Origin of the sequence: Mucilaginibacter aquaedulcis, assembly GCF_030409325.1 — a bacterium.
Classification (GTDB): domain Bacteria; phylum Bacteroidota; class Bacteroidia; order Sphingobacteriales; family Sphingobacteriaceae; genus Mucilaginibacter; species Mucilaginibacter aquaedulcis.
In genome coordinates this window covers 801,272-815,365 of record NZ_JAUFPR010000004.1, presented here as the reverse complement: position 1 = coordinate 815,365, position 14,094 = coordinate 801,272, and the positions used below count along the sequence as shown (strand labels likewise).

Below are 14,094 nucleotides of genomic sequence, written 5' to 3'. Positions count from 1 at the left end.
ATTTAGAACGATGAAGAATCAACTGACCAAACTCAACATACTTTCGCTCAAAGGCGTACAAATGCGCACGTTTCACATTACCTGGCTCATGTTTTTTGTGTGTTTTTTCGGCTGGTTTGGCCTGGCACCGCTGATGCCTACTATCCGCACCGAATTGCATTTAACTAAAGGGCAGGTGGGCAATATCATCATAGCATCGGTATCGGCAACTATTATTGCCCGCCTTGTTATTGGGAAACTTTGCGATACCTGGGGGCCGCGAAAAACCGCTATCCGGTTGTTATTAGTAGGATCGCTACCCGTGTTTTTTGTTGGCCTGGCACATGATTATACCACCTTTTTATTATTCAGACTGGCCATTGGTATTATTGGGGCATCATTCGTAATTACCCAGTTCCATACATCTATGATGTTTGCACCAAACCTTAAAGGCACCGCTAATGCGGTTACCGGCGGCTGGGGCAACCTGGGCGGTGGCGTAACCAATATGGTAATGCCGTTGATATTTGCCACCATAGTTGGGTTTGGCTATACAAGCGCCCAAGCCTGGCGCTATGCCATGATTGTGCCGGGAGTAATGATGCTGGTTATAGCCTTTTTATATTCAAAATATACCAAAGATACACCTAATGGCAATTATGATGAGATTGGCTACACCCAGGGCAAATCATTAAAAACCGACTGGAGCATTTTGGCCGACTGGCGTATATGGGCGCTGACCCTTTCTTACGCCATGTGCTTTGGTATGGAAATCACCTTTGATAACGTAGCCTCATTGCACTTTGTTGATTCCTTTCACTTGTCGCAAAGTTCGGCAGGCTTTTGGGCGGGCATATTCGGGTTCATGAATTTATTTGCCCGGGCTTTGGGCGGTATCGTGTCAGATAAAGTCGGCGGTAAATTCGGTATGCGCGGGAAGGGCTTGTTACTGGCCGGGGTGCTACTTTTTGAGGGATTTGGCCTTATCCTTTTCGCACAGTCGGGCACCTTGTTGGCTGCTATTATTTCTATGTTATCGTTCGCGCTTTTTCTTAAAATGGCCAATGGCGCAACCTATGGAATAGTCCCGTTTGTAAATACCAAAAACGTAGGTCTGGTGAGCGGTATAGTTGGCGCCGGCGGAAATTTCGGCGGGATGTTATTCGGGTTCCTCTTTAAGTCTGATTCTATTACTTATGTACAGGCCTTTACTTATATCGGTTACACGGTTATGGTAGTAGCAGTAATTGTTTTTTTAACCCGCTTTTATAAACAATCGGTTCCTGACGCAAAACCCGATTCGGTAATGGCCGGTAGCATGGTATAATTTATTATGAGCACAAAGGTATCGTCATCAAAAAACAGGTTAACCGCCAATGCCGTAACCTCCACCTGCTGTTATTGTGGGGTGGGTTGCGGCGTTGTGGTCAATAAGGAGAAGAACGGTACCATTTCACTGCAGGGCGATACCGAGCACCCGGTAAATAAAGGGATGCTGTGCAGCAAGGGCATGAACCTGCATTATACAGTGAATGATAAAAGCGACCGCCTGCTTTACCCTCAAATGCGCTACAATAAAAGCATGCCCCTGCAACGGGTAAGCTGGGATGATGCCCTTGACCGTACTGCCGCTGTTTTTAAAACTTTTATTGACAAATACGGGCCCGATTCTGTTGCCTTTTATGCCTCTGGTCAGTGTTTAACCGAAGAATACTACGTTGTTAACAAACTGATCAAGGGTTTTATTGGCAGCAATAATATTGATACTAATTCACGCCTGTGTATGAGCAGTGCGGTGGCGGCTTATAAAATAGCATTGGGCGAAGATGCCGTTCCGCTTTGTTATGATGATATTGAACTGGCCGATTGCTTTTATGTTATGGGTGGTAACCCAGCCTGGTGCCATCCAATTTTGTGGCGTAGGGTTGAGGCGCATAAAGCTGCCAACCCCGATACAAAAATCATCGTGATCGATCCACGGGTAACTGATACCTGCGCAATTGCCGACCTGCACCTGCAAATTAATCCGGGAACCGATGTTACCCTGAACCATGCCATTGGCAGGCTGCTGATAGAAAATGGAGATATCGACATCGACTTTATTAACAACCATGCCGAAGGTTTTGAACAATACAGCTCAATCGTTTTTGAAAGAACATTAAGCGAAAGCGCTAAGATTTGCGGCTTGTTTGAAACTGATATTCGCCTCGCTGCAAAATACATAGGCGAGGCCAAAGGTTTTATCACCATGTGGACTATGGGGCTCAACCAAAGTGCCATCGGGGTGAATAAAAACCTGAGCCTCATTAACCTCAACCTCATAACAGGGCATATTGGCAAACCTGGTTCGGGCCCGCTTTCGTTAACCGGGCAACCTAACGCTATGGGTGGCAGGGAGGTTGGCGGCTTGTCAAACCTGCTTCCGGCTCATCGAAATTTAAACAACCCACTGCACCGCGAAGAGGTTCAAAAATTCTGGGGAGGCAAGGCTATTCAACCCAAACCGGGCTTAACGGCTACCGAAATGTTTGAAGCATTGAATGATGGGCGCTTGAAGGCCATCTGGATCATGTGTACCAATCCGCTTACCAGTCTGCCTAATGTGCGCCTTGCAGAAGAAGCCCTAAAGAAAGCAAAGTTTGTAGTTGTGCAAGAGGTTAGCAACAAGCCCGAAACCCTGGCTTACGCGGATGTGATACTACCTGCCGCAGCCTGGGCCGAAAAGGAAGGCACCATGACCAACTCTGAACGCCGCATCAGTTACCTGAACAAGATTATCTCAGCACCCGGCGAGGCACTGCCAGATGCCGAGATCATTTGCCGCTTTGCTCGCAAAATGGGGTACAAAGGCTTTGATTTTGAAAACGCCGCAGCTATTTATGCCGAGCATGTAAAACTCACCGCCAAAACCAATATTGACATCAGCGGACTGAGTTACGAGGTCCTCAAGACACAAAAAACGGTGCAGTGGCCTTATAAAAAGAAGAATTTATCAAAGGGTACTCCCCGCTTATTTACTGATAGGATTTTTTATACCTCATCAACAAAAGCGGTGATTAGCCCGGTTGCGGATACACTCACCAGTGAATTACCTGATGATGAGTTTCCGTTTATATTAACTACCGGCCGCATCCGCGATCAGTGGCATACCATGAGTAAAACGGGTAAGGTAAATAAGCTCAATCAACATTACAAACAGGCTTTTTTAGAAATCCACCCGACCGATGCTGCTACCCTGAATATTAATGAAGGAGATATTACTGTTATTACTTCCCGGCGAGGCGAGGTTAGGGTACAGGCCAAACTAACCGATCAAATAAAACCCGGCGTGGTGTTTTTACCGATGCACTGGGGTAAAATTTTAAATAACGACCTCAACCGCGCCAACAACATTACCAGCGACAAGGTTGACCCTATATCAAAAGAACCCGACTTTAAATATTGCTCAGTAAATCTTAAAAAGTACAGGAAACCTTTCCAGCGTATTGTGGTAGTGGGGGCCGGCGCGGGGGCTTACGGCTTCGTAAAATCGTACCGGGAAATGAATCGGGACGATGAGATCACCATTTTTAGCAAGGAGAACCATCCTTTCTACAACCGGGTTATGCTACCTGATTATATCAGCGGCGAGCAATCATGGGAGCAGCTTGTAAAAATGAAGGACTCGGAAGAACCTGAATACAGGATCAGGATGCACCGTGGGGTAAGTATTGAAAAAATTGACCGCGCTAACAAAGTAGTAACAGATTCGCGCGGTGTTAAAACCCCTTATGATGTATTGGTGCTGGCTACAGGCAGCCGCGCATCGGTACCTAAAAATGTGCCTACGTTGCCGGGCATATTTACCATGCGCAGCCGTAATGATGCCGATGCCTTTATCAAGCATGTACCGCAGGGTGGTCATGTGGTTATTGTTGGCGGCGGTTTACTTGGGTTGGAAATGGCCGCCTCCCTGCGCGAAATTGGCAAAAGGGTAACCATAGTTCAGCGTGTATCCCGGTTCTTGAACCGTCAGTTAGATGTTTTAGGCAGCCAGTTACTGGCCGAAGAAATGGCCGATCAGGGTTGCGATATTTATTATGATGATGAAGTACAGCTGTTTTATGGTCGTTCAAAACTAACTGGCGTAGGCTTAAAAAGCGGGAATAAAATTGATTGTGATGCCATGATCCTGGCTATAGGTACCACCCCTAATCTGGAAATAGCTAAAGATTGCGGATTGGAGTGTAAGCGAGGTGTTATAGTGAACGAACGCCTGCAAACCAGCGACCCTGATATATATGCCATTGGCGAAATTGCCGAGTTTGAGGGTACCTTATACGGCATCACTGCCGCAGCCGAGCAGCAGGCCGAAGTAATTGCCAAATACATGAACGGCGATATTGCCAGCTACTATAAGGGCACACTCTTCATGAACATCATCAAAATTCATGGTTTTGACCTCTGTAGCATTGGTTTATCTGAATGCCCCGATAATGTAAATTATGAAGAGATCGTATTTATTGACAAAGCCAAACGATACTACAAAAAATGCATCATTCACCAGGACAGGCTGGTGGGCACCATACTGATAGGCGACAAAAGCGAGTTCCTGGAGTTTAGAGAACTGATAGCCAATAAAACCGAACTCAGCGAAAAACGAATGCAATTATTACGCAGTGGTAAAAAAACGGAACCTGTATTGGGTAAACTGGTTTGCAGCTGCAATAATGTGGGCAGCGAGAACATCCAGAATAAAATAGCATCAGGCTGTAACACCCTCAAAGATTTATGCAGCAGCACTGGTGCAGGCACCGGCTGCGGATCATGCAGGCCCGAGGTTAAACGCTTACTGGAAGAAATGCTGAAAGCAGCTGTTTTATAAACAAATGATGATGAAAAAAGAAACCTACTGCATCAAAGTGAATCTGCCTGGCGGCGTGGTATCGGCAGGCGACCTGTATGAGCTTTTACTGATTGCTGAAAATGCCGGGGCTGATGCTATACGAATAGGCAACAGACAGCAGTTGTTTTTTTGCATTGATGCCACCAACCTGGAAGATATGGAAATGGATATGCTGCGGGGTGGGATAGATTATGAGATAAATACAGATGAATTTCCAAACATCATTAGCTCCTATGTTACCGATGCAATATTCAATACAGAAAGCTGGATAAAAGAAGGTGTTTACAAAGATATTTTCGACCTGTTCAATTTTACTCCCCGTTTAAAGATCAACCTGGTTGACAGAAATCAAGCCTTTGTTCCATTCTTCAGCGGCAATTTTAATTTTGTTACATCTCAGGTAAGTAATTACTGGTACCTATACGTTCGTTTTCCGAAAACCACTGATATTTATTGCTGGCCTACACTCATTTACTCAGAAGATATTCCTGCTTTGAGTCAAACAGCCGAAAACATCATCCTGACTAATAAAGCCTTGTTTTATGACCGGCAAAATATTGACCACCAAAAATTTCATGAATTAGTCACCACAAGTTACGATCTGGTTAACCAGCCAATTAGCGAGCCGTTGAAACTGCCCGATTTTCAGCTCCCTTATTATGAGGGGCTTAACCGGTACATGAATAATAAATACTGGCTGGGTATTTACCGCCGTAATGAATTGTTCCCGATAAGCTTTATGAAAGATGTTTGTAAACTATGTCTTAAAAACCGTATTGGCCAACTATATACCACTCCATGGAAATCATTACTAATAAAAGGTATACCTGATACCGATCGTAAAGAATGGGGCGACATTCTTAACAAATACCGGATAAATGTAAGGCATGCATCCAACGAATTAAATTGGCAGCTGGAAAATCTGAACACCGAAAGCCTGGAACTAAAACAACAACTGGTACGGGAATTTGAGGCCTATGATCTGCGTACTTACCGCCTTTCCTTCGCCATAAAAATGCAGCCTAAAACGGGTTTGCCGGGTTCAATCATTATTAAAAAACAAAAAGCAGAAGTATTTGATATTTGGCATAGCCACGATTTTAACCCAAACTCAAAAGAATATATCATTTACAAAGAGGGTGTTGCAAAAGATGATCTTGGCGGATATTTAATTGAGCTATGCAATCATTTTTATGAAATATTAAGTGATTGGAATCTATCACCGCCAACTTCATTAATTGAAAGCCAGGCCTCCCAAACCCAGGCAGAAACACACTACGTTTATCAATGCCAAAACTGCTTAAGCATTTATGATAAAACCTATGGTGATGGCGCCGGTGTTGCTGCTGGTGTTGATTTTGAAACCCTAACTGATTACACTTGCCCCACCTGTGAATCATCAAAAGATAACTTTATCAAAATAGCACAAGGTGTAATGAGTATGGAATAGCTATCTTTTCAAGATTTAAGTTTAGCCGGCTGTTCTGCTATCAATAAACTTAATATCCATAATTTGCTGTTCAAAAATATCTGCCGGAACCAACGCTTTTGATTTGATGCGCATTTTATAGGTGTATACCGTGCTCAGGCTATAATCCAATATTTTGGCAATTACTTCCAGGTCGTCTATGCCCAATCGCATCAGGGCAAATATCCGCAGTGTTGCATTGAGGGTTTCTCCGTTTTTGGGCCAAACCTGATCTTCCGGCTTCAACAAACCGTTAAAGGCATCAATAAAATTGGGAAACATGGTTAAAAACACGGTATCGAGGGTGTTAAATAATTGCCCTTTTTCCTGTTCGATACGAACATTGTTCAAAACCGCGTTTGCATCGTTATATTTCCCAAGTTTAATGTTTCGCTGTGTTTTACGCTTTACCTTATCAAGCGTTTCAATATATGACGAGCATGTTTTAAAGAACAAGCCTATAAGTTCCTCCTTTATTTTTGAAGCTTCCCAAAGTTTCCCGTTCACGCTTTCGAGCTCTTTATTTTTGGCCTTTATTTCCTGCTCATTTGCTTTGATCCGTAATATTTGTTTGCGATAGATGACCAGCAGGAAAAACAACAAAACAGCAACGATCATAAAGATCAGTATCCCGATCAACAGCTTATCTCTTTCATGTTGCTTTTCGTCTATGAGCTTACTTGCCACAACCGGCAAAATCGACTCTATTTGCACAGCGCGATTCCTGGTACCATAAAACTTGGCGTTTTTTGCAGCTTCCTGCATAAAAATGTAAGCATCGGCAGTTCTGTTCAGTTTAAACAATTCCTGGCCGAGTAGAAATACAGCCAATGTTTCTTTAGTTGCGGAGCGAATATCGTTAAGGGTTGCAAGCGCCAGAAAAAATATCCTGTTTTCGCCGGAATAGGCATAACTGATGCGCGTTGCAACCATAGCAATACCATGCTCGGGCAGGCGGCGCTGCATAATGGTGTTATAGAAAAACTGCGGAGTAAGCTTACTGCTTTTTTCGGATTCGGGGAGAAAAGCGAGGTTGATGGTTTTTTCAAATTCGTTTGATGGCGTAACTGTTTCTGCACTCTTGAAATCATCTGCCGATTGTTTATAATACTGCTTTGAAAAATAGGCATCGTTATCATAATCTCCTATTCCGGCATTCAATCTGGCATGCAAAACCAAGTAGTCGGTTTTAAGCGAATTAGATAAGCAATTGGTATCTATTTTTTCTGTTACCTCAAAAGCTTCCTTATAAAACCCAGTATTTATTAAAACGGTTCCTAACAAGATCTCGCTGTGAATCAATTTTTCCTTGTTTTGAAACTTAACCGAGAGGTCGATCATTTTTTTAACATATGCAAATGCCGAATCAAACTTAAAGGAATGGTATTGGTCAGAAAGCTGAGAACAGAGATCATACTGCACCTCAAAATTTGCGCTGTCGGTATGTTGTAATCGGTTACGTAACCGATTTATCTGTTTTCCTTTTTTCAGATCATAAAAATTTTCCCGCGCCAGTTCTGCCTTTAAAACTTTTAGGAGGCTATCTGATTTTACGTTTTGTGAATAACCGGTAAAACTTGAAAGCAAAAAAATATTTATAAAGAGTAATTTAATTTTCATAGATCAGGTTTTTGAACAGGGGGCCATCCACAAGTTTCGAGGTATCCCTTTTGCGAATGCTTCAACCATCTTTTGCTGCCGAATTTAATTCATTCATTTGGAACAATCAGCAATGCAATTTTTATTAAGGGTTACAAATAATTAAGGCTCTACTGCTATTTTAAATCTTCACAGACTGTCTTTTTCTGGAAAATCAGCCCTGATCTGTTTAGATTTTTCGACCCTGTTTAAAAGCAATACAACTCACTATCAACAATATAAGATCATTTTCATTTAGATTTTCATTCTGCACACTCATCCATGTTGAGCAACATACCCCAATCATGTTTTACTTTGACCCGCCAATTTAAATAGGCCATCATGGTGCCGGGATTGCCAATGTCCAGTGCTGCCATGAATGGTAGAATGACTGTGTTTATAAACCCAATTAACCCAATAATTATGCAAGTGAAAATTTTACGCTTATTAAGTTGCTTTGCCTTGTTATGCTGTTTTGCCCTGCCTGCTATGGCTCAAAACAAAACAGTAACAGGTAAAGTAACGGACTCAGAAACCGGTTCGGCACTGCCCGGTGTAGCCATTACAGCCAAGGGGCTAACCATAGGTACAAACACCGACAGCAATGGTAATTTTAAACTTTCCATTCCAGCATCGGCAAACACGCTTGTAGTTTCCTTTATTGGCTACAAACGCCAGGAAGTGGCCGTAACAGATGGAGCAGTCCTAAACATAAAGCTGACAACTGAACAGAAAACACTTAAAGAAGTAGTTGTAGTGAGTGTAGGTTACGGAACTCTTGATAAAAAGGAAGTTTCGAGTGCCATTACGCATGTGTCATCAAAAGAACTGCTTTCGGTTGGCAGTAACAGTCCCCTAATGTCGTTACAGGGTAAGGTACCGGGGCTTACCATTTCAAACACTTCGGCTGCCGATCCTAACTCAACTCCCAGTGTTCAGCTTCGTGGTGTTTCATCCCGTAATGCTGGTTTAGGCCCTTTGTATGTTATTAACAATGTGCCGGGAGGCAATATTGATAACATCAACCAAAACGATATTGAATCAATTGATGTACTCAAGGGCGGTGCTGCATCGGCCATTTATGGTACCCGGGGCAGTAACGGCGTTATTATCATTACTACTAAAAAGGGGACATCACAATCGAGCATATTTTATGATGGCTATACCAGTTTTGATTATATCACCAATAAGCTGCAGGTGCTTTCAAAAGATGATTTCATCAAAAACCGGGTTGATAATAAACAAGGACAGGATTATGGCGGCAATACCAATTGGTTAAAATCAGTAAGTAATTCACCTTCATTTGGTCAAAAACATACTCTTCAATTTTCAGGAGGCTCGGGCAAAACCAACTTTTTTGCATCTGCCGATTACCGGAACGCGGAAGGTATAGACCTTAGGGCCAACAAAAAAGAATACGGCGCAAGGGTTAACGTTAATCATACCTCGGCCGATGATATTTTTACTGTAAGCCTGAATATAGCACCCCGATACGCTAATACCAATACTGCCGATTACGGCGGCTTTAACAATGCCCTGACGCTCAACCCCACACTACCTATCTATAATAACTCGGGCCAGTATAATTTTATAAATACTGGCTTCTTTTCCAACAACCCGGTTGAAAACGCTAAATTAAATCAGGCACAACAGGAAATTAAAGAGCTGGACATGAACGGCACTTTTAAAGTGAATATTTTAAAGAATCTGAATACCGCCGTTACCGTTTCAGAGGTAAGCTCTTCTTTCAAAAACCTCAACTTCAGTCCTTCAACATTAAGTACCATTATCCATTCAAACCCTGTTAACAAAACAAATTACGCATCGCAGGAGCAGATTGAAAATGATGTGAAGAACGTGGAGTGGACAGCTAACTATTTTACAAGCTTCGGCAAGCATGACCTAAAATTGTTGGGTGGATATTCATATGCCCTTTATGATTACCAGCAATTTAAGGCCAGTAATTATGACTTCCCGTTCGACTCGTTTCTGTGGAATAACTTAGGTTCCGGAGCATATAACGGTGGTGATAAAGGCAATGGGCAGGGTGCTGTTGCTTCAACCCGTAACGGATCAACCCTTATTGCGTTTTTTGGAAGAGTAAACTATGCTTATGATAATAAATATATTTTAACAGGAAGTTTAAGACGTGAAGGTTCATCAAAATTTGGCCCTAATAATAAATGGGGCAACTTCCCTGCCGCGTCAGCAGCCTGGAGAGTTACCGAAGAAAGCTTTTTGAAAGATAAGATCTCATGGTTAAATGACCTGAAATTACGTGCAGATTACGGTGTAACCGGTAACCAGGATTTTGGGAATTATCAATCATTACTTTTATATGGAGGCTATGGTTATTTCCCATTTGATGGCACATCATACCAGGTATATGGACCATCGCAAAATATCAACCCTAATTTAAGGTGGGAAAAAGCCATCAACTTCAACTTAGGTATCGATTTCGATCTATTTAACAACCGGCTTTCCGGATCTTTAAACTATTACATCCGCACCAATAAGGATCTGTTGGGCAGCTATAATGTACCGGTACCGCCAAACCCGCAATCGCAAACCTATGCAAACGTGGGTACTTTAAAAAACTCTGGTTTTGAGATACAACTGAATGCAAGTGCGGTAAAAGGGCCAAAATTCAAATACGACATTTCTTTTACAGCCGCGTTGAATAATAATAAGTTTGTTTCGTTCTCCAATGATATTTACAAAGGTGCTCCCTACATTGATTTAGTAGGCCTGCCGGCGCCTGGTAGTCCGGGTAATATTCAAAGGCTTCAGGAAGGCGAAAGGATAGGGGAGTTTTACGGTTTTAAATCTGCTGGAGTGGATAAAACCGGAGCCCTATTGGTTTATAAAAAGGATGGCAGTATAGTACCTGCCAATAACGCCAATAACGATGATAAGCAGTTTATAGGTAATGGATTGCCTAAATGGACAGCCTCATTGGGTAATACTTTCCGGTATGAGAACTGGGATCTGGGCATATTCCTTCGTGGTAATTTTGGATATCAGGTTTTTAATATGCCGGCTTTTTACATAGGTACACCCGCTACTCAGGCTGATATTAATACACTTACCTCTGCATATAACAGCAATAGTAAATATTCTAAACTTACCAATTCGTCTACCACTTCTATTGCGTCTGATTACTTTTTGGAATCAGGTTCGTTTGTGAAGCTTGATAATGTTTCGTTAGGGTACTCTCACCCAATAGCATCAAAATATATTCATCGTTTTAGAATATATGCCACAGGCAGAAACATCCACACCTTCACTAAATACACCGGCGGCGATCCCGATCTGATACCGGTGAACGGTTTAAGGCCAGGAATAAATACCAATTCAGACGGAAACGGTACCCTGAATTATTACCCATCAACCCTTCAATTACTGTTAGGCCTTCAGGTAACTTTTTAACCTTATAATTTTTGTAAAGATGAAACGTATAAAAAATTTAAAATATACAAGCATTGGTGCCCTGCTTATTGTACTGTTGGTGACAGGCAGTTGTACCAAACTTGATGAAAAAGTGTATGATAAGGTTGCCGTTGATCAATTTCTGACCCGCAGAGATGATGTGATCCGCGACTTTTTGCGCCCTTTTGAACATGCCTACTGGAGCATACAGGGTAATGACATTTATGCCGTAAACGAAGATTGCTCCGATGAATTGGCCACTGTTAACCGCCAGGGCGACTGGCAGGATGGTGGTTATTATCAACGTATGCATTACCACACCTGGACTATCAACGATGGCTTTACAAGCGGCGCCTGGACTGCCTTTTACCAGGGCATTACACTGGCCACAAACTCGCTGCAGGATATGGAGGGTATTAAAGACCCGGCTAAACTAAATGTTACTCCTGCTGAATTGGCCGATTTTAAGGCCGAATTAAAAACCCTGCGTGCCTGGTTTAATTTAAGGGCGCTTGACTTTTACAGAAATATTGAGATCATTACCGATGTAAAAACCTCAACGCAGGGTAACAAGCAGGTACCGCCACAGGAGGCTTTTAATTTTATAGAATCGGAACTGAAGGCTGCCATACCCGATTTACCAACACGTGAAAGTTTGGGCGATCAGGGCATAGGCAGATGGACAAAGGCCGGTGCCGCCGCTTTACTTGTTCGCTTATATTTAAACTCAAAAGTATATACCGGGGTAGATAAGTTTACCGAATGCGCCGCCGTTTGCCAGGACATTATTAATGGTAAATACGGATCATATGCTTTAGATACCCGCTGGGATGCCCCTTTTGATTACACCAATAGCACAGTTGCGTCTGAAACCATCTATGGTTTCCCTGGTAGCTTATCTCGTACGCATTGGCAATATGATGGTGGCATGTTCTTTTTTGCGATGACCTATGATGCTGCTCCTCTGTATTGCGGCTTTACCGATTTTGGTCAGGCTAATCCAAAATACGCGCTGCAACCGGGCAGGGATGTGGATAGTTTAGAGTACTCTTTTCAATTAGGAAAACCATTTGTTAAGTTTCAAAGATATCCGGACGATTATCGCCTTAAGCTTTATAAAAATCTGGGCAATAGCAAAAGAGAAGGTATGTTCCTGTTCGGTTACCTGCCTTATCAGCATAATGTTAATGGAAAAACAGTGACTGATACTGTAAAAGGGAATAAGGGGAATTATCCTTTATACATCCGCGACCAGGTAGGTATGTTTCTGAATACCAAACCCGGTACAAAAATAGCCGACAAGGAGTCAGACATGAACCATGCCGATCATAACTCAGGTGTATTCTTTTTAAAATACCCGCTTTATCCTACTCCCGACCCTAACCGGATAACTTCGGCTTACGCAGAGGTGAGGCTTTCAGAAATCTATTATTCACTTGCCGAATGCAAATACCGCTCGGGCGATAAACCAGGCGCTGTGGCATTATTAAACGCTGTGCGCACACGCAATTATCCTGCAAATTCACCAAGCTTATACAAAGCTGATGGAAGCCAATTAACCGACCAGGAAATGCTTGACGAATGGGGTCGCGAGTTTTTAGGAGAAAACCGCCGCCGTACCGACCTTATACGCTGGGGTGTATTCAGCACCGGTACCTGGTGGGATAAAAAACCTGATGGAGATAAACACACCGAAATATTCCCAATTGGTAAAGATATTATGGGGGTGAACCCTCAACTGGTTCAAAACCCAGGTTATTAATAATATGATCAAACTGCCGCTCCGGAAACAGCATAAGCATTTGGAGCGGCAGTTTTATTTTTAGCGCGCTTTTCTGCTCATGAATTGCCTTTGATACTCCATGGGGGTAATCCCCTTTAGAACTTTAAACTTGCGGTTAAAGTAAGATACATTATTAAATCCCGATTCGATACTTACCCGGGATATGCCCATATGATTACCCTGAAGTAATTTACATGCATAACCAATTCTTAAATCGATCATAAACTCAGAAAGCGTTTTACGCGTAAATTTCTTGAAGTATCTGCAAAAGGCAGAGGGCGACAGGTAAGCGATAGAAGCTACCTCGTCAAGGCTGATGTCTTTTTTAAAATTTTCAAATATGTATTCATACACCTTACTCATCCTTGATGATTCATCGTGGTTAAGGTTTTGTATAAATGCAGTACTTGATAACAGTGTATATTCGCTGGAGAGCGAAAGCAAATGCAAAATATCTAACAGATCGATAACTGTTTCCGTTAAGCCTTTTGACGTAAGGGCCTGTATTCTTTTAGTGAGATCAATTCTTGTTTGCCCGTTAAAAACAATTCCCCGTGATGATAATTGAAACAGTTCCTTGATTTTCATGAAAGGTTTTCTGTCAAAAAAACCGGGGCCTAAAAAATCCTCATGAAACTGAATAACAACCTGTTTAATGGCTTCGTTATCACTCAACCCTTTTGTGTAAAATGTGTGTGGCAGGTTTTTACCGAACATACAGAGGTCAACAGCGTTAAACTCTGTTATACTATCGCCAACCATACGCTTGCCGGTACTTTCCAGGATCAGGATAATTTCATATTCGGGATGAGTATGAAGCGGAAAATCATTATACCTGAAGCTTTCTTCCTTAACAACTACAAGATTATCGGGGCTCACTATATTTTCACGAAAAATTCTCATAACAACGGC

General features: G+C 42.5%; 7 protein-coding genes. 5 read left to right on the top strand and 2 right to left on the bottom strand.

All coding sequences use genetic code 11. The annotated features are described in order from the left end of the window. The first annotated feature begins 10 nt into the window (after positions 1 to 10). From QWZ01_RS21875 to QWZ01_RS21865, 3 genes are read left to right on the top strand one after another with little or no spacing between them, the layout of a single operon-like run. Positions 11 to 1,306, top strand: a complete 1,296-nt coding sequence (locus QWZ01_RS21875; RefSeq protein WP_290327128.1) for an MFS transporter — start codon at positions 11 to 13, stop codon at positions 1,304 to 1,306. Positions 1,307 to 1,312: 6 nt separating this feature from the next. Beyond that, a complete protein-coding gene (locus QWZ01_RS21870; protein ID WP_290327126.1) occupies positions 1,313 to 4,843 on the top strand; it encodes a nitrate reductase in 3,531 nt (1,176 codons plus the stop codon). Positions 4,844 to 4,847: 4 nt separating this feature from the next. Then, positions 4,848 to 6,314 carry a ferredoxin-like domain-containing protein gene (locus QWZ01_RS21865; RefSeq protein WP_290327124.1) on the top strand — a complete coding sequence of 489 codons (1,467 nt, stop codon included), beginning with the start codon at positions 4,848 to 4,850 and terminating at the stop codon, positions 6,312 to 6,314. Between the two features lie 21 nt (positions 6,315 to 6,335). Here the strand turns inward: QWZ01_RS21865 and susR are convergent, their stop codons facing one another. Beyond that, complete coding sequence (gene susR / locus QWZ01_RS21860) at positions 6,336 to 7,952, bottom strand: SusR family glycan utilization regulator (RefSeq protein WP_290327122.1); 1,617 nt, start codon at positions 7,950 to 7,952, stop codon at positions 6,336 to 6,338. Positions 7,953 to 8,393: 441 nt separating this feature from the next. On the opposite strand from susR, the gene QWZ01_RS21855 reads away from it, so the two are divergent. Together QWZ01_RS21855 and QWZ01_RS21850 are read left to right on the top strand one after the other, a co-directional pair. Next, positions 8,394 to 11,399: a SusC/RagA family TonB-linked outer membrane protein gene (locus tag QWZ01_RS21855; RefSeq protein ID WP_290327120.1), complete on the top strand. Its 3,006-nt coding sequence runs from the start codon at positions 8,394 to 8,396 to the stop codon at positions 11,397 to 11,399. Positions 11,400 to 11,418: 19 nt separating this feature from the next. Next, a complete protein-coding gene (locus QWZ01_RS21850) occupies positions 11,419 to 13,161 on the top strand; it encodes a RagB/SusD family nutrient uptake outer membrane protein (RefSeq protein WP_290327118.1) in 1,743 nt (580 codons plus the stop codon). A 60-nt stretch (positions 13,162 to 13,221) separates the two neighbouring features. On the opposite strand, the gene QWZ01_RS21845 is transcribed toward QWZ01_RS21850, so the two are convergent. Continuing rightward, complete coding sequence (locus QWZ01_RS21845) at positions 13,222 to 14,085, bottom strand: AraC family transcriptional regulator (RefSeq protein ID WP_290327115.1); 864 nt, start codon at positions 14,083 to 14,085, stop codon at positions 13,222 to 13,224. Between the last annotated feature and the right edge of the window lie 9 nt (positions 14,086 to 14,094).